This window comes from Hymenobacter sp. YIM 151500-1 (genome assembly GCF_025979885.1).
Lineage (GTDB): Bacteria > Bacteroidota > Bacteroidia > Cytophagales > Hymenobacteraceae > Hymenobacter.
Window position 1 is genome coordinate 3,674,389 of the sequence record NZ_CP110139.1, and the last position, 16,999, is coordinate 3,691,387.

17 protein-coding genes are annotated in these 16,999 nt (G+C 61.8%); 6 read left to right on the top strand and 11 right to left on the bottom strand.

Annotation, left to right across the window (positions count from 1 at the left end; all coding sequences use genetic code 11):
• Positions 1–104 precede the first annotated feature (104 nt).
• Together OIS53_RS15335 and OIS53_RS15340 are read left to right on the top strand one after the other, a co-directional pair.
• Positions 105–932, top strand: a complete 828-nt coding sequence (locus tag OIS53_RS15335; RefSeq protein WP_264679446.1) for a metallophosphoesterase family protein — start codon at positions 105–107, stop codon at positions 930–932.
• Positions 932–1,576 (top strand): hypothetical protein, encoded by a 645-nt coding sequence (locus OIS53_RS15340; protein ID WP_264679447.1) that lies wholly within the window; start codon positions 932–934, stop codon positions 1,574–1,576. Before OIS53_RS15335 ends, OIS53_RS15340 begins: the two co-directional genes overlap by 1 nt.
• Positions 1,577–1,660: 84 nt before the next feature.
• Here OIS53_RS15340 and OIS53_RS15345 read toward each other — a convergent pair whose 3' ends face one another.
• Positions 1,661–3,031, bottom strand: coding sequence for a lysophospholipid acyltransferase family protein (locus OIS53_RS15345; protein ID WP_264679448.1), 1,371 nt, complete (start codon positions 3,029–3,031; stop codon positions 1,661–1,663).
• A gap of 140 nt (positions 3,032–3,171) precedes the next feature.
• On the opposite strand from OIS53_RS15345, the gene OIS53_RS15350 reads away from it, so the two are divergent.
• Entirely contained in the window at positions 3,172–3,954 is a 783-nt protein-coding gene (locus OIS53_RS15350; protein ID WP_264679449.1) for a hypothetical protein, read from the top strand.
• A 187-nt stretch (positions 3,955–4,141) separates the two neighbouring features.
• On the opposite strand, the gene OIS53_RS15355 is transcribed toward OIS53_RS15350, so the two are convergent.
• From OIS53_RS15355 to OIS53_RS15365, 3 genes are all read right to left on the bottom strand, one after another.
• Positions 4,142–4,912 (bottom strand): exodeoxyribonuclease III, encoded by a 771-nt coding sequence (locus OIS53_RS15355; RefSeq protein ID WP_264679450.1) that lies wholly within the window; start codon positions 4,910–4,912, stop codon positions 4,142–4,144.
• A gap of 135 nt (positions 4,913–5,047) precedes the next feature.
• A complete protein-coding gene (locus OIS53_RS15360; RefSeq protein ID WP_264679451.1) occupies positions 5,048–5,413 on the bottom strand; it encodes a hypothetical protein in 366 nt (121 codons plus the stop codon).
• Positions 5,410–5,787, bottom strand: coding sequence for a carboxymuconolactone decarboxylase family protein (locus OIS53_RS15365; protein WP_264679452.1), 378 nt, complete (start codon positions 5,785–5,787; stop codon positions 5,410–5,412). The genes OIS53_RS15360 and OIS53_RS15365 overlap by 4 nt, the downstream gene beginning before the upstream one ends.
• 366 nt (positions 5,788–6,153) lie before the next feature.
• Here OIS53_RS15365 and OIS53_RS15370 point away from each other — a divergent pair, with 366 nt between their 5' ends.
• The gene (locus OIS53_RS15370) at positions 6,154–6,858 is read left to right on the top strand and encodes a ComF family protein (RefSeq protein WP_264679453.1); all 705 of its coding nucleotides are present in this window, start codon (positions 6,154–6,156) and stop codon (positions 6,856–6,858) included.
• Between the two features lie 160 nt (positions 6,859–7,018).
• On the opposite strand, the gene OIS53_RS15375 is transcribed toward OIS53_RS15370, so the two are convergent.
• On the bottom strand, positions 7,019–8,290 hold the full coding sequence (locus tag OIS53_RS15375; RefSeq protein WP_264679454.1) for an SUMF1/EgtB/PvdO family nonheme iron enzyme: 1,272 nt from the start codon (positions 8,288–8,290) through the stop codon (positions 7,019–7,021).
• A gap of 68 nt (positions 8,291–8,358) precedes the next feature.
• Positions 8,359–9,396 (bottom strand): PorP/SprF family type IX secretion system membrane protein, encoded by a 1,038-nt coding sequence (locus OIS53_RS15380; protein WP_264679455.1) that lies wholly within the window; start codon positions 9,394–9,396, stop codon positions 8,359–8,361.
• 414 nt (positions 9,397–9,810) lie between these two features.
• Between OIS53_RS15380 and OIS53_RS15385 the strand changes: the two genes are divergently transcribed.
• Together OIS53_RS15385 and OIS53_RS15390 are read left to right on the top strand one after the other, a co-directional pair.
• Positions 9,811–12,897: an AsmA family protein gene (locus OIS53_RS15385; protein WP_264679456.1), complete on the top strand. Its 3,087-nt coding sequence runs from the start codon at positions 9,811–9,813 to the stop codon at positions 12,895–12,897.
• Positions 12,898–13,015: 118 nt separating this feature from the next.
• A complete protein-coding gene (locus tag OIS53_RS15390; RefSeq protein ID WP_264679457.1) occupies positions 13,016–13,855 on the top strand; it encodes a DUF4382 domain-containing protein in 840 nt (279 codons plus the stop codon).
• 103 nt (positions 13,856–13,958) lie between these two features.
• Here the strand turns inward: OIS53_RS15390 and OIS53_RS15395 are convergent, their stop codons facing one another.
• The 5 genes from OIS53_RS15395 to OIS53_RS15415 form a co-directional block, all read right to left on the bottom strand.
• A complete protein-coding gene (locus tag OIS53_RS15395; RefSeq protein ID WP_264679458.1) occupies positions 13,959–14,579 on the bottom strand; it encodes a thioredoxin family protein in 621 nt (206 codons plus the stop codon).
• 137 nt (positions 14,580–14,716) lie between these two features.
• Positions 14,717–15,220 carry a DinB family protein gene (locus tag OIS53_RS15400; protein WP_264679459.1) on the bottom strand — a complete coding sequence of 168 codons (504 nt, stop codon included), beginning with the start codon at positions 15,218–15,220 and terminating at the stop codon, positions 14,717–14,719.
• A 123-nt stretch (positions 15,221–15,343) separates the two neighbouring features.
• Positions 15,344–15,814, bottom strand: a complete 471-nt coding sequence (locus tag OIS53_RS15405; protein ID WP_264679460.1) for a DUF6970 domain-containing protein — start codon at positions 15,812–15,814, stop codon at positions 15,344–15,346.
• A gap of 121 nt (positions 15,815–15,935) precedes the next feature.
• Positions 15,936–16,355 carry a diacylglycerol kinase family protein gene (locus OIS53_RS15410; protein ID WP_264679461.1) on the bottom strand — a complete coding sequence of 140 codons (420 nt, stop codon included), beginning with the start codon at positions 16,353–16,355 and terminating at the stop codon, positions 15,936–15,938.
• A complete protein-coding gene (locus OIS53_RS15415) occupies positions 16,348–16,944 on the bottom strand; it encodes a GNAT family N-acetyltransferase (protein ID WP_264679462.1) in 597 nt (198 codons plus the stop codon). The genes OIS53_RS15410 and OIS53_RS15415 overlap by 8 nt, the downstream gene beginning before the upstream one ends.
• Positions 16,945–16,999: the final 55 nt, after the last annotated feature.

Below are 16,999 nucleotides of genomic sequence, written 5' to 3' on the forward strand. Positions count from 1 at the left end.
AACAGAATATAGATAAGATACAAACAAAGCTTGGGCCTCACTAGTATATAGCCCCGTGGCGATTCTGTGTGGGGTTGCCGTTGTTTTGTATGTGTGCCGTAGTTATGCGTTCATTTCTCCGCCCTTCCTTTTTTCGTGCCCTGCTGCCTGCCGCCGCTTTGTTGCTGGCCGGTTGCGACTTGCTTGAGTTCAGCCCCAATGACACCCGCGTGCCGGAGGAGCAGCAAAACCTGACGGCCAAGAACCTGGCCCGCCTGGCCGAGCTGCCCGCCCTTGGCCCCAACGATACGCTCCGTTTCATCTTCACGGGCGACTCCCAGCGGTTCTACGACGACGCCGAGGACCTGGTAAAAAGCGTTAATCAGCAGCCCGGCATCCAGTTCATGGTTATTGCCGGCGACATCTCGGACTTCGGGCTGGGCCGCGAAATGCGCTGGATTGACGACCAGCTCCGCAAGCTGAAAGTGCCCTACCTGACGGCCGTCGGCAACCATGACTTGGTGGGCAACGGCCGCCGGGCCTACCAGCAAATCTTCGGGCCGCTGAACTACTCGTTTGTCTACGGCGACACCAAGTTTATCATGCTCGACACTAATGGCCGCGAGTACAACTTCAACGGCCGGGTGCCCGATATGCCCTGGCTGCTCCAGGAAATGGCCGACACCAAGGTTCGCCGCCACGTGGTAGTGTCGCACATCCCGCCCGACGATGCCGATTTCGACCCCAAGCTGAGCGAAGCCTACATTGCGGCCATGCGCGAAGACCCGCGGCTGGTGTTTTCCATGAACGGGCACCGCCACTCCTTTCGGTTCGGGCAGCCCTTCGGCGACGGCGTTACCTATGTCAACTCCGACGCCTTTGAGCGCCGCCGCTACATCGTGATGACGGTGTGGGGCGACAAGCAATTCCGCCTCAAACAAGTTTCCTTCTGATGGCCTCATTGTTACGGCTCCTGGCCGGGGCCCTGCTGCTGGCCGCGCCCTTGGCCGCTACGTCTGCCCCAACTTTATCCGAGCCCGATTCGCTGCTGGCAGCCACTAAGCCCGAGCCCCGGCCGTGGTTTCGGCCCCGGCATCTGGTGCTGCAAACGGGCGGTGGCCTGGGCATGGTGGCTGCCGGCACCGGCTATGAGTTCTGGCAGAAGCGCACCGAAGTAGATGTGCTGCTGGGGTTTGTGCCGGCCCGCTACGCCGGCACTTCCCTGGTTGTGGTATCAGCCAAGCTCCTCTATTCGCCGCCGGCCTGGACCCTGCCGCTGGGCCCGAAGTGGCAGGTGCGCCCGCTCACGGCAGGAGCTTACATCAGCCATACCCGCGGCAACCCCAACGACGGCAAGCCTGGACAGTACCCCGAAGGCTACTACTGGTTCTCGACCAACACCCGCGTGGGGCCGCTGCTGGGCAGCCGCCTCACCCGCGTGCTGCCGACAAGGTCCACTGAGCACCCGCGCCACCTGTCGTTCTACTACGAGCTAAGCACCAACGACCTCTACCTCCTCAGCTATTTTCTAAACCACCGCGCCCTCGACCTGGACGATATTGCCGTGCTGAGCTTGGGGGTAAAAATGGATTTTTAGCCTGAATAGCTACAAGCTACAAGCTGCAAGCTGACGTTGGGCTGTCAGCTTGTAGCTTGCGGCTTACCGCTGGTAGCTAAAAAATTACCTTTCCGCAGCGTACGCCTCGCGGGCTTCGCGCAGCAGGCGGATGATGGTGGTACGCTGGCGGAGCAGGTTTTCGATGACCGGCCGCTCCTGGCGGAACAGGCGCAGGGCCCGGAGGCGACGCAGGCGCCCAGCCAGGTTGCCCCAATAGCTCAGGGCGTAGAAGCCCGACAGCGGCAGGCTGAGCAGGTAGAGCAAGGTCCAGCGCCAATCGTGGGTGAGGTGGTAGACCACGGCCGTTTGCGCCGCGTAGCACAGGCTGAACGTGACCATGCCCGTCACCAGCATAATCGGCGCTACAAACTCCACTTCCTTCGTGGCACGCCGGGCTACCACCGACGGAATGATATAGGGCACGTAGTTATTAATGACCCCGTACACGTAGAGCGGGGCACCCAGCACAAGCTTGGCCCCGGCCGCCAAGGCGCGGTTGCGGCGGGTGCCGGCCGTGCCGCGGGTTTCCAGGGCTTCGTCGGTGAGGCGCAGGCGGGCTAGCTCCTGGTGGTAGGCGTGCAGCTTCTCCCGGATGTCGCCCAGGCGGGCGGCGTCGTGCTTCTCGAAGTAGCGCACAGCCCGCAGCAGGGTGCGTGAGAGCTGGAAGTTGTCGGCCAGGGTTTCCTCGTCGTCCTGAATCAAGTGCTGGCCGAAGGTGCGCTCCACTTGCGTCACCAACTGGTCTTCGGCATCGTCGCGGGTGATGACGAGGCGCTGCTCCAGGCGGCGGCGGATTTCCTCGGTCAAAGCATCGGCGGCGGCGGTGGGGTCTTGGCGGTACTGGTCGGCGTAGTCGGCCACCCGGATGGGGCGGGCTACGTTGATGAACACGTCGGAGCGGAACCGTTGCGGGTCGAAGTAGTTGATACCCAGCGGCACGATGTGCAGGCCTAGCTGAAAGTCGTGCCGGGCCTCGGCGCCCAGGGCAATGCGGGCGGCCCCGGTCTTGAGGGGCCGCAGGCGCCGCTCAGCCACGCTGCTGCCCTCCGGGAAAATCATGATGGTGCCCTGCCGGTCGAAGTAGTCGTAGCACCGCCCAAAAATGGCCTCGTTCTGGGCCGTAATCTGCTCCGGCGTCAGGGCCTCGGCCCCGGTTTCCATGTCCTGGCGCCGGTAGATAGGAATAGAGTTGCCCGACTCCAGGATGGCCCGCGAAATGGGGTTTTTGAAGAAGGTGCTTTTGGCCAGGAAGGCAATGGGCTGGCGGCGCTGCACGGCCACCACCAGCGGGTCCATGAGCGTGTTGGGGTGGTTGCTGGCCAGCAGCAGCGGGCCCGGCACCCGCAGCCGCGCCCGGTGCCGCACCTCCAGCTTCCGAAAAAATACCCGCAACGCCACCTGCACCAGGGGCTTCATCACTGTATAAAAGAGCATACGCGCAAGAAAAGCAGATTCCGGGTTTGTTGCACCAACCTGAGCCAGGCCAGACCGCCGCACTTGACACGGTGCGCAGCCGCCGCGGCGGGGTTTGCGTAAATCCCGGCATCTTTGGGGTTTCTGCCCCACGTACTCGTATGCGCTACTTGTTGTTGTCGTTGCTATTGCTGCTGGCCGGGCTACCGAAGGCCCTGGCCCAAGCCGAAGACTCGTCGGACGAGGGCCAGGCGTTGCGGCGGGCCAACGAGCTGGTGCTGGAGCGGCGCTACGAGTCGGCCTGGAAGGTGCTGCACGCCGCCGACCCGCGCAACCGCCGCCCGGCCGTGGTGCTGCGCAAAGCCGACCTGGCCCTGAACTACCACACCGCTACCGAGGGCCTGCGCCACTTTGCTTTTCAGGACCTGAAGCTGCTCGACCCCAGCCTCGACTCCTTGCGCCAGCTGCCCCAGCGGGTGCTGCCCTACGCCTTCCCCGTGCGCCGGGTGCTCGACTCGCTGCGGCAGGAGCAGCCAACCAACTACAAGCTGGACCGGGCCCTGGGTGACTACTACTTCACAGCCCAGCAGTGCGAATGCGCTGAAACCAACCTCGACGAAGACGAGCTGTTCCGGCGTCTGATTCAGCACTACCAGCCAGCCCACGAGCACGGCCAGGGCGACTACCTCTCCTACTTTGCCCTTGGCTACGCTCATCAGCGCCTGGGCCAGTTTCAGGAAAGCCTGGTACCGTTTCGCCGGTCGCTGGAGCTGCGCCCCACCTACGCCACCACCCACCTCAACCTGGCCTTTGTGCTGTTGGAGCTGAAAGACCTGGAAGCCGCCCGCACCCACGCCAACCGCGCCATGGAGCTGTTTTCAGACAGGCCTCACAGAGAAGACGCTGCCTTCCTGCTCAGCCAGATTGAAGCGCGGTTGAAGTAGGTTCATGTTTTTTGCCTCTTTGAGCTAGGTGATGTAGAGACGCAACATTTTGCGTCTCCTCGTTGAACAACCGATTGTAAATTGTTGATAAACAACATCAGCAACGACGAGACGCAAAATATTGCGTCTCTACACTACACTTAAATCGGCTTGATGGCCATTACCCAACTCCACACTTAAGTATCACTCAAAACTCTAGAATGACCTGGGCCGGGCAATGGTCGGAGTGCACGATGTCGGGTAGGAGGTGGGCTTCGCGGATGTGGGGGCGTAGGCGCTCTTCCACCAGCAGGTGGTCGAGGCGCCAGCCCACGTTCCGCTTGCGGGCCCCGGCGCGGTAAGTCCACCAGGAGTAGTGTCCGGCCGCCTCGCCGTGGTGGTGGCGAAAGGTGTCCACGAAGCCATCCTGCAGAAAGTCCCGAAACCACTGCCGCTCCTCGGGCGTGAAGCCGGGGCTGTTCTGGTTGGCCTTGGGGTTGTGCAGGTCGATGTCGGTCTGGCAGCAGTTGAAGTCGCCGCCGATGAGCAGGGGCGGCCCCCCGGCGGCCCGCAGCTGCCGTACATAGTCGCGGAAGAAGTGCAGCCACTGCACTTTAAACGCCTGCCGTTCCGGCCCGCTGGTGCCCGAGGGCATGTAGGTGTTCAGCACCGACACGTGCTCGAAATCTAGGCGCAGCACCCGGCCTTCCAGGTCGTAGCAGTCGGTGCCGCACCCTTCTACCACGGCCCGCGGCGGCCTCTTCGTGAAGGTGGCTACGCCGCTGTAGCCCGGCTTCTGGGCCGCGTGCAGGTAGGCTTGGTAGCCCAGTTCCGCAAACCCCGACACGTCCAGCGGCTCCCGCCCGGCCTTGATTTCCTGCAAGCACAGCACATCGGGCTGAGCCGCGCGCACCCAGTCCAACAGTCCCTTGCTCAGGGCCGAGCGTAAGCCGTTGACGTTGTAGGTGATGATGTTCAAAACGTTGTTATGTTATAAGCAAGAGCAATGAGCCTGTAACGCGAAGTTGTACTTCGCGAGACGTCTGCGCCGTCAGGTCAACAACGCAGTGGCATCGTTCCAGCGCCTCGCGAAGTACAACTTCGCGTTACAGGCTCATTGCTCTTGCTGGTCGAAATACTCCAGGATGTGCCACTTGAGCATGCGTTCCTGCTCCTTGAGGCTGGAAAAGGGCACAGGGTTTACCAGGCGGTAGTGGGGCCAGCCGTCCTCGTCCACGTGCTCCAGCGCGTAATAGCCCGAGAGGCTGAACAGCTTGCAGGTGGCAATGTGCATCAGGTCCTGCTTCTGCTCCTTGGTAAACGGCCCGGCACCTTGCCCCAGCTCCTGCACCCCAATGAGCAGCAGCAGGGCGTTGAGGTCGGGCTTTTTGCCGAAGCGTTGCCGCATGAGGTTCATTAGCTCCCACCAGCGCTGCTCAAACTGCGCCTCGGTTTCCTGGGGGTCGAGCGGCGGACTCATGCGTCGTGGGCGTGCGGGGGCGCGGCGGCTACGGCCTCCTCTTTCAGGGCCTCCCAGTACTCCACGGCCCGGCGGAAGTGCGGAATCACAATGCTGCCCCCGATGAGGTTGGCAATGGCAAACACCTCGTAGATTTCCTCGTCGTTGACCCGTTCCTCGTAGCACTTGCCCAGGTGGTACTTGATGCAGTCGTCGCAGCGCAGCACCATGGAGCAGGCTAGGCCCAGCATTTCCTTGGTTTTCACGTCCAGGGCGCCTTCCTGGTAGGTGTTGGTGTCGAGGTTGAAGAACCGCTTGATAACCTTGTTGTCGGCTGCCAGGATTTTTTCATTCATCCGCTGGCGGTACTCATTGAATTCAGAAACGAGAGACATATTTAGGGAAAAGGTAAAGTCAGAAGCCGCATCGACCCATGGTCTGGTTCGGCGGCTTTCTTAATTCAGGCTGAAAACTTAAAATTAGGCAGAAGTTCACCGGAAATCTGCGGCCATCAGCTTAAGCCCTACTATGCTACTTATGAAAGGCTGTCATTCCGAGCCCCGTGAGAAATCCGGCGTGCTGTCATTGGAGTGGTATTGTTGCAATGGTATTGTCATGCTGAGCTTGCCGAAGCATCTCTACCGGGGGATAATTATTACACCTGCAACGAAGCGGTAGAGATGCCTCGGCAAGCTCAGCATGACGGGTTTATATACAGTTACGTCTCACATCTAACCTCTCATATCTCACTTCTAACACCTATGCCCATTGCTACCCTGCTATCCGATACGTTTGCTCTGCTATTCCCGCGGGTGTGCCTGGCCTGCACCGACCCACTCAGCCGGGGCGAAGACCACGTGTGTACCGGCTGCCGGGCCCAGCTGCCCTACACCGATTTCCACCGCTTGCCTGCCACCAGCAACCCGCTGGCCCGGCGCTTTTGGGGCAAGGTGCCGGTGCGCCACGCCCTGAGCTACCTGCGTTTTCAGAAACACGGCCGCGTGCAACACCTGCTGCACCAACTCAAGTACCGCGGCCAGCAGGACGTGGGCCGGGTGCTGGGCCGCTGGTACGGACAGGAGCTGCGCGAGGCCGGCCTGCAACCCGATTTCGATGTGGTGGTGCCCGTGCCTCTGCACCCGCGTAAGCTGGCCCGCCGCGGCTACAACCAGTCCGACTCCTTTGCCGAAGGCTTAGCCACGGGCCTGCACTTGCCCTGGCACGCCACTGCCCTGCGCCGCCACGAATTCACCGAATCCCAAACGCGCAAAAGCCGCCTCCAACGCTGGGAAAACGTAGCCGACGTTTTCACCGTACCCGAAGCCGCTACCGTAGCCGGCCGCCGCGTCCTGCTTGTCGACGACGTGCTGACCACCGGCGCCACCCTCGAAGCCTGCGCCGCGGCCCTACTAGCCGCCGGCGCCGCCGAAGTCAACATTGCCACCATCGCCTGCGCAGACCGCTAAATCACAGATTGTGCAGATTGAGCTGATTGCACGGATTCTTTTCCGGTTCAGAATAGTAGAAATTGGGTAAACCGCCCCACAACAAAAAAGCCGCTCAGCTGAGCGGCTTTTTTGTTGTCGATTGAATCTGTGAAATCAACTCAATCTGCACAATCTGTGATTATTTGTTCGAGCCGGCGTTAATCATGGCGCAGCGGAAGCCGATGGTGGCGGTAGCTGAGTCTTCGGCCATGAAGCGGCGCGTGCCCGGCGACAGCCAGTAGGCTACGTCGCGCCAGGAGCCGCCTTTGTACACGCGCACGTGGTCGTCGATGAGCGACTGGTAGCCTTTCTTGTCGTACTTCTCGGAGGGGTCGAGGAAGCCGTTGCGGCGGAAGGGGTTGAGGTCTTCCACGTCTTCAAACGACAGCGGACGGTAGATGTCCTGCACCCACTCGTTCACGTTGCCCGACATGTTGTACAGGCCGTAGTCGTTGGGCGGGTAGTTGTACACGTACTCCGTAATCATGGCGCCGTCGTTCAGGGAGCCAGCAATACCGGCGTAGTCGCCGCGGCCACGCTTGAAGTTGGCCAGGAACTGGCCCATGCCTTTGCCGTAGGGGTTCCGCACTTGGCGGCCATCCCACGGATAGATGCGCTTGTTCTCCTGGTTTTCGTTGCCGGTTTCCTGCGTGCCAATGAGGGCCTGGGCAGCGTATTCCCACTCCGCCTCAGTGGGCAGGCGGTAGTTGGGCAGCGTGTTGCCGTTTTCGATGGCAATTCTGGTTCTGCCTTCGCCATCACCGGAAGTGCCTTCGGCAGCATCACCGTCACCATCACCGCCTCTGTTCCGGCGTCGGCCAAACAGACCGCCACCGCCGCCATCACTGCTTTCTTCACTTTCACCGGCCAGACGCTCGTTTACTTTCGAGGTCCGCCAGGTGCAGTAGTCGTTGGCTTGCAGCCAGCTTACACCCACCACCGGGAAGTAGCGGAAGCCGGGGTAACGCAGGTAGTAATCCACGTAGGGGTCGTTGAACGACAACTCCCGCGCCCACACCGTCGTGTCAGGCAGGGCCGACTGGTAAAACTCTTCCGACGAGTCCTTGCGCACGTAGTGCAGGTACTCCAGCCAGTGAATGTTGGCTACTTCGGCTTCGTCCATGTAAAACGAGGCCAGCGTAACGGTGCGCTCCAGGTTGTCGTGGGTCATGGCCACGTCTTCTTCCGACGTACCCAGCACCGTGCGGCCACCTTCGATAAACACCAGGCCGGGGCCTTCCGGAATACCTTGGTAATCCGATACCTTCATCCCTTCCTCAGTATTGTACTCAATGCCTGTGGTAGAGCTGTACTTACCGGGTTTCGTAGCGGTGGGCGGACCTCCGCCGCAGGCTGCCAGCGTGGAGGCACCCGCCACGACTGCAAAGCGCAGGAACTTGGAAAAATTCATGATTGAGTTGAAACTACCTGTGAGAAAAGGGTTTAGGCTAGGCAAGTTGAATGCAATAATACAACTTTTCAAAAGGCCGGACAAGGAATCGACGGGTAATTCCGTCGTTTCAACCGGCGCCACGACGCTTCCAGCATATCGAAGTCGCGCAAGGTCAGGGACAGTTCGTGAGCCCCGCCCAGCTCGCGGCTAAACTGGCTCAGACTCACATCATAGCTATAACCGAGCCGAAAAGTTCCCAAACTCACCCCGAGTATCGTAGTCAGGGCTTGTTGGGGGCGCGGACCGCTCTGCAGCGGGATGCCCCGGTACACGGCCCCGAGCGTGAGCGGACTGGCGGTAAAGTACAAACCGGCTTCGGCACGCTGGGAGCCGCCCTGCCGAGTGTAGCTGCCGGTGGGCGCCACACTTATTTCGCGCGGCTGGCGGCGCACTACCGTGCGCTTGAGGTAGTATTTGAAGCCGCCGTGCACGTTGAGGCGCATGGGCAGGGTGGCCTGGGTGATGAACGCCAGATCGGGCTGGTTGAGGTGGTGAGCCGCCATGCCCACCCAGAAATACTCGTTGTACACCAGCCCGCCCACGCCCACCGTGAGGTAGTGAACGGGCTTGAAGTCAGCTACTTCCAGCGTGGGGGCGCCGGTGGAGCCGTCATCCGTGAGCTGGTCGCCGAAGACGAGGTTACCGTAGCTGACGCGCTGGTTGCCGTAGCCCACGGAGGCGCCGGCGCTCAGGCCAAAGGTTTTACTTAGGCGCAAGTGGTGGGCGTAGGTGGCCCCGGCCTGCAAGCGGGTGTAGCCGATGCCGCCGGTTCGGTCGTGGTTCAGGAGCACGCCCACGGCGTTGCGCTGGTCGCGGAAGCGGAAGTCGGCCGAGAGCTGGCTGGTTTGGAAGGTGCCGGCCAGGGTGGGGAACTGGTTGCGGTAGTTGAGCGTGACGCTGTAGTCGTCGAGCAGGCCGGTGTAGCCGGGGTTGGTGTAGAGGCGCGTGGCGTAAGGTTGGGCGAAGTAGAGGTCCTGCCCCTGGGCCAGCCCTGCACCGGCCGCCAGCAGCACCGTAGCTAGCAGACCCTGCCGGCTGGGCCGGCGCAGCTGACATTGAAGCACATGAAGAATTCGACTACCGGGCATACGTGGCTTTTCTAACGACGGCAACCGGGGCTTTGGTACGCGACCTGCCCCGATGCCGCGGCTAAATTGGCAGTTTGTTTCCTGATTCGCGGGAAAGCGGAAACAGCTTTGTCATGCTAAGCGCCGCCCAGAACCTGCTCACGACCAGACGAGCGGCTAGAATGATTGTCGCTCTGCTACTTGCCGGGCAGCTGGAAGAAGGTTGTTGGTGGCACGCAGCATAACAAGTGGAAGGTAGTTTGCAGCTAGCTTTCATTAGCTGCATTTTTTAGGTGCGCTCAGCTAACCGCTCAGGTTTCGCGCTACTTTTGTTTGGAGCGTATGGGGTTGTGCGTTACTCGGTTTACGGGCTCCGGTTGTGTCTTCTTCTTTTCCTAGTCTTATGGTCTTATGCGTAAAATTCTAGTTGGACTGCTGCTCGTGGTAGTGGTGCTGGTGGCGGCGCTGGCGCTGGCGCCGGTGCTGTTCAAAGACAAGCTGAAAGCCGCCTTCGACCGGCAGCTGGCCGAGCGGGTGCGGGCCACGGTGCTCTACGACCCCGCCAACGTGGACGTAACCCTGCTCAGCACCTTTCCCGACCTGGCCCTGCGCCTGGAGCAGCTGCGCGTCATCGGCCAGGATTCTTTTGCCCGCGACACGCTGGCCTACCTGCCCCGCCTCGACGTGGGCCTGGACCTGATGAGCGTGGTGAGCGGCGGACCCATCAACATCAAGCACATTACCCTGGAGCAGCCCGACATCAGCCTGCGGGTGCTGAAAAGCGGCCGGGCCAACTGGGACGTGTACGTGTCGGACTCGGCGGCGGCGGCTAAGGGCCAGGACACCACGGCCGTGAACCTGGCCATCAAGGGCTGGGAGGTACGCAACGGCCGCCTGCGCTACGAGGACCTGACGATTCCGTTCGGCATGCAGGCCCGCGGCATCACCCATACCGGCTCCGGCGACTTCGCCCGCAACGTGTTCGACCTGGTCAGCCAGACCACCGCCGACAGCTTCTCGATGCAGTACGCCGGCACTGAGTACATCAGTCAGAAAAAGCTCACGGCCGACGTAACCATGGCCATGGACTTGGGCAAGATGCTGTTCACGTTCAAGGACAACCGGGTGCAGCTCAACGACTTCCCGGCTACCTTCCAGGGCGCCATCGGCCTGCCCAACGACACGGATATCACCTATGACCTGACGTTCAAAGCCCTCGAAACCGACTTCAAGAACATTCTGAGCTTGGTGCCGGGCGCGTACACGGCGCAGTTCAAAGACATTGAGGCGGCGGGCAAAGTGGCCTTCGACGGCTACCTGAAGGGCGTGCAGAACGCCATGAAGATGCCCGGCTATGGCCTCAACCTGCAAGTGAAGGATGGCAGCTTCCACTACCCCCAGCTGCCCCAGCGGGCCCGCAACATCAACGTGGACCTGGCCGTGGACAATCCTTCGGGCTTTACGAACAACGTGAAAGTGAACGTGAAGCAGTTTCACCTGGACCTGGGCCAGAACCCGATTGATGGCAACGTGGCCATCGATGGGCTGGAGCCCATGCGGGTGGACGGCCGGGTGAAGGCCCGCGTAGACCTGGCCGAGATGCTGAAGGTATACCCGGTGCAGGACCTGCTTTTGCGCGGGCAGCTGCTGGTGGACGGCACGGCCAAGGGCGTGTACTCCAAAACCCAGATGCCCGTGGTACAGGCCCGGCTCAACCTCACCAACGGCTACGTGAAGGCCAAGCAGGTGCCGGCGCCCATCGAAAACCTGACGCTAAACGGCACCGTCACCAACCCCACCGGCCAACTCAACGACACCCGCGTGGACATCCCGCAGTTTCGGATGCGGCTGGATGGGGAGCCGCTGGAGGGCCGCGTAGCTACCCAAGGCGTGGACAAAATGCAGTTTGACACCGACGTGCGGGGCGTGGTGGACCTGACCAAGCTCACCCGCATTTTCCCGCTGCAAGGCATGACCGTGACGGGCCGCCTCAACGGCAACGTGGCTGCCAAAGGCAACATGGCCGACGTGGAAGCTGGCCGCTACCAGAGCGTGGTGGCCTCGGGCACCGTAAACGCCCAGAATGTAACCTACAAGAGCACCGACCTGCCCCAGGGCATGCGCGTGACGCGGGCCACGGCCACGTTCAACAACAACCAGATTGCCCTGCGCGACATGGCCGGCTTCGTGGGGTCCTCGGACATTGCCGCCTCGGGCACCATCAGCAACTACCTGGGCTACCTGTTCACGCCCGGCCAGCCCCTGCGCGGCAACCTGACCGTGAACAGCTCCCGCTTCAACGTGAACGAGTGGATGGTGGACGAGGTAAGCCAGAAGCCCACCGTGGCCGCCACCGGCGCCGCCCCGGCCGCGGCCCAGGGTGTGCTGCCCGTGCCGAAGTACGTGGACCTGGTGCTGAACTCGACCGTGGGCCAGGTGCTCTACGACAACCTGAAGCTGGACAACGTGCGCGGCACCGTCACCGTGCGCGACGAAACCGCTCAGCTCAACAACCTGGCCTTCAATACGCTGGGTGGCGCCTTTGTCACTACCGGCTCCTACAGCAGCAAGAACCTGGCGCACCCGCGCTTCAACTTCGGGCTCAACATCAAAAACCTGGATTTTCAGAATGCCTTCCGGGCCTTCAACTCCGTAAAGCTGCTGCTGCCGCTGGCCTCGCAGGTAGAGGGCCTGTTTTCCACCAACTTCAACGTGAGCGGGGAAATGGGGCCCGACATGATGCCGGTGTACAGCACGCTCACCGGCAAAGGCCTGTTTGAGGTAGTGCGGGCGGCCGTCAGCGGCTCCAAAGTCATGAACCAGATCAGTGCCCTGACGCAGTTTCAGGAGCTGAAGCGGCTGGTGGTCGAGAACAAGGACGTGGCCGCCGAAATGCTCAACGGCAACTTCATTGTGAAGCCGTTTGACATCAACGTGGGGCAGATTAAGATGACGGTGGGCGGCTCCAGCAACGTGAATGGCAACCTGGAGTACGTCACGGCCCTGAACGTGCCCACGGGCCGGGTCGGCAACCAGCTCAATGCCCGCCTCACCCAGCTTACCGGCGTGCAGGACCTGGAAGGCACCGACCGGGTAACGCTGGGCCTCACCATTGCCGGCTCCATGAAGGACCCCGTGGTCAAGCTTAGCTCGGGCAGCGTGAAGGCCCAGGCCAAAGACCTGGTAAACAACATCGTGCAGGCCAAGGTGGACGATGCCAAGTTCCGCCTCCAGGCCAAAGCCAAAGTGGCCCAGGACAGCCTGCAACGGGAAGTGGCCCGCAAGCAAGAGGAGCTACAGGAAAAAGCTCGCCTGGAAGTGGAAAAGAAGCGCCTTGAAGCCGAAGCCAAAGTCCGCGACAAAGCCAAGCAGGGCCTCAATAACCTGCTGTTCGGCAAGCCCAAGCCTGCTCCCAAGCCCGCTGAGGAGCAGCCCAAAGCCGAGGAGCCCAAGCCCAGTGAGCCAACCCCGGCGGATAGCACGAAAACGGGACAGTAGAATAATAGTTGGAAGCTCAGCCATGGTTTGGCTGAGTTTTTGCCACCGGCCGAAGCCCAGCTTGCTCACTCAGGGCGCTGGGCTTCTGGCTTTTCTTTCACCTTTCTTTTTCCTCCTGATGAAGTTTTTCCGCTACCTCCCTTCCGTGGCGCTGCTGGCCTCCCTGGCCCTGGCCGGCTGCAACAACGACAATGAATCGGCCGAATCCAGGCTGCAAGTGCGCCTGATGGACGCCCCCGGCGACTTCCGCAGCGTGTTCCTGGATGTGCGGCAGATTGAGGTGCACTTAAAGGAGGAAAAAGACCCCGATGGCTGGCAGGTGCTGCCCTTCCAGGCCCAAACCCTGAACGTGCTGGAGTACGTGAACGGCAAGGCCGCCCTGCTGGTCAACACCGACTTTGCGCCGGGGACGCTAAAGGAAATTCGCCTGGTGCTGGGCCCCGACAGCTACGTGGTGGGCAAAGACGGCCAGCGCTACGACCTGAAAACCCCCAGCGGCCAAACCTCGGGCGTGAAGCTGAAGCTCGATAAGTGCGAAGTGCGCGAAGGCGAAACCTTCCAGCTCCTGCTCGACTTCGACGTGGCCAAGTCCATCGTGGAGCGCGGCAACTGGAAGCCCGGCAACGACAAAAAGGAGCGGTACCTGCTCAAGCCCGTCATCCGCGTTATTACCCAGGATGTGCAAGGCACGGTGCGCGGCCTCGTAACGCCCACGGCCGCCCTGCCCCAAATCCTGGCCATCCGCTCGTCCATCACCGTCGCCGACACGTTTAGCACCGCCGCCGATGCCAGCGGCGCCTTCCAGCTCAGCGGCCTGCCCTCCGGCACCTACCGCGTCGAGTTCTTCCCCACCACTACTGCGCCTAGCGGCCAGAATGCCTACCGCAACGTAGTGCTGCCCAACGTAACGGTAACCAACAAGCAGACCACCGACGTGGGTACGGTTCGGTTGCAGTAGCGCGAAGCTTCCGCTTCATGTTACAGCCACAGAAAAGCCCCGCGCAACAATTGTTGCGCGGGGCTTTTTGCTTGGGGCAGTACAGAAGTCTGCGCTCTTACTTCTAGCCTCTCACCTCTGCCGCCGCCAGCTGCTGCACCAAAGCCAGCAGCTCGAGCTGGGTGTCCTGGGTTTTGTTTTTGGCGTACCAGCCGTGCAGCTTCTCCGCAAACTCCTCGTGCGTGGCGCCCTGGGCTTTCATTTCCTGAAATAGCTCCTGCGCCTGGGCGGGGCGGGGGCCCCACTGGGCCGCTTCCTCCAGCGTATCGGGATGGAGCACGATGAGCTTGGGAATGGCCCTGCCGCCGTTGGTCAGGTACTGGTCCATGAGGTCGGGGTGTTCGTCGCGCAGGAGGTAGCGGGTGCTGATGCGGCCTTGGCTGGCCTGGGCTATTTTCTCCAGCACGGGTACTATCTGGGCCGCGTCGCCGCACCAGCCTTCGGTCAGCACCAGCCATACGTAAGGCTGCGGCAGCGCCGCTACGGCCGCTTGCAGCTCCGGCAGCACCTGGGCGGTTTTGTCGAGGCGCTGCATGCGCTGCACGTTCAGGCGAGTGTAGTCGGTTAGCATGGCCGACTGCTGGGGGCCGGTGGTAAGGCCCTGGGCCTGCAAGTCGTCGATAAGCCGGCGGTAGGTGGCGTAGGTGTGGGCGCCAGCCAGGCGCTCGGGAGTCAGGACAGACATAGTATGTCGGTTTTCGGTTTTTAGTTGGTGGTTAATGGTTTTGGCTGGTGGCTTTGCGGGGGCACTGTTTTTCAACAACAGCTACGTTGCCCTACATCACCAGCCAAAAACCATACACCAACAACAAAAAACCAACCCTACAGGCTGGGCACGTTGGCGGCAGCCGCCTTGGCCGACAGCTCCCGGCAGTAAGTGATAAAGTCGGTGTTGATGGGTTCCAGACCGGCGGCGCGCAACTCCTTGGCTACCTGGGCGCGGTGGTAGTTGCCGTGCACCGGCACGTGAGTCAGAATGTCGGATACCTGGCTGGTATAGCCCTCGCCGATGGAGTTGGTGTAGGTAATGAGGCGGTGCAGCTCGGTCTCATCGGCCTGGATGCTGTACTGGTGAAACCGCTCGGAGGTTTGCTCGTGCCAGTGGTGCAGGCCGGCCAAGTCGTGCTCCTGCCACACTTTCACGGGACTGGGTGTGTTGGTGAGGCGGCCCAGCCAAATGGCTTGGGCATTGAGCACGTGGCTGAACAAGCGCAGGCTCCCGGCCGGCAACGTAGCGCCCTGGGCTACCAGGCCATCGAGGTGGTGAAGGAGCGTTTCGTTGGCCCACACCGTGTAGGCCCCCAGCTTTTCAATGGTGTTGATCATGTTATTAGAAGTGAGTACAGAGACATGAGAAGTGAGACTTTGATGTGTAGTACACGAAAAATGAATGGTACAGAGTCTCACTTCTCATGTCTCTGTACTCACTTCTAGTCTACCACTTCTAGCCTACCGTGGGTCTTGCCACACCAGCTTTTCCTCGGTGCGGCTTTTACCGAAATCGGGGCACTTACCGTCGCCGCGGCCGGTAATGCCGCCGTCGGGGTGGCAGATCAGGTTGCCTTTGGCGTCGTAGAGGTTCGTGAACTGGTCGCAGCAGGGTGTGGTTTCGTAGTACACCGCTTGCCCCTCGTAGCGGTAGCTGTAGATGTGGATGGGCGGGTTGGCTTTCGGGGCCTGCATGTGCTGCTGAATCTTGGCTTCCAGCCACTGAGGCCGGGGCGCCTTGTCGAAGGCCGGCTGGTCGGCGGCGGGCACCGGTGTCACGGTGTTCTTGCTGGTTGGGGCCGGCGTGGAGGTCTGGCCCGTGGTGCCCATGATAGTGTCGGTGGGCGTAGTAACGGCCACTTGGCGCTGGCAGGCCGGAGCACTTAGCAAAATGGCTACCGAGGAGGCAGCCCAGAAAAGAGGAAGACGCATAAGCAGGCAGTAAGAAGCAGTGGCCGTTTCACCTGAAACCGCGGGGCGGCAAAGATGCACATTCCCCTCTGGGTACGCAGTTAGCGTGCCATAGTTCAGCCGCCCGGCCAGCCCCGCCGCTTCACACCAGTCCCGCCGCCTGGGCCAGCTGCCACACCCGCGGCCCGAAAACCAGCAGGCCCACTACCAGCGCCGCCAGGGCCATAACCAGCACGGCCCCGGCCGCCACGTCCTTGGCCCGGCCCGCCAGCGGGTGGTAGTCCGGCGACGCCAGGTTGACGACGGCTTCGATGGCCGTGTTCAGCAGCTCGGCACACCACACCGCCCCCACCGCCAGGGCCACGGCCACCCACTCCCACCGGGCCAGACCGAAGTACAGGCCCAAGCCAACAACAGCCGCCGTAGCCACGGCATGAAACCACAGGTGCACTTCGGTGCGCAGGGCCGCCCACACGCCCCTGGCGGCATACCCAAAGCTGGCCGCCCGGCGCCGCACCAGGGACGGAAACCGGCGCGGCGGCCGGGGCTCCGGGCTAGCCACGGGCGTCGAACTGCTGAAATACCGTCTGGCGCAGCTGGTCCCACTCCGACTTCAGAATGCTGAAGTACACCGAGTCGCGCCGCTGGCCGCTGGGCAGCAGGCAGTGGCTGCGCAGGGTACCTTCTTCGGTAGCGCCCATGCGGCGCATGGCCTCGCGGCTCTGCCAGTTGCGGGCGTCGGCTTTCAACTCCACCCGCTCGCAGCCCAGCTCCCCGAAGGCGTACTTGAGCAGCAAATGCTTGGCGGCCCGGTTGATGCCCGTGCGCTGGTAGTCACGGCCCAGCCAGGTCCACCCGATTTCCAGCCGGCCATCAGCCAGGGCGATGTTGCCGTAGCTGGTGCTGCCTACCACCCGGCTGCTTTCCTTGTCGATGATGGCGAAGGCATAGCGCCGGCCCGCTTCCCGCTCCCGCAGGCTCTGGGCCAGGTAGGCAGCCAGTTCCACGCTGTTGCGGGGCATGGGCGTGAGCAGGTAGCGCCAGATTTCCTCATCGAAAGCCACGGCTTTCAGGTCGTCGAAGTCGGTTAGCTCCAGGGGCCGCAGCCGGACGCGGGCGTTTTCGAGCGTGATGTTGCGGGCAAAGTCCATACGGGCGGGATTAGGCCGGTAAAGATGCCCGGAAAAAAGAAAACCGCCACCCTAC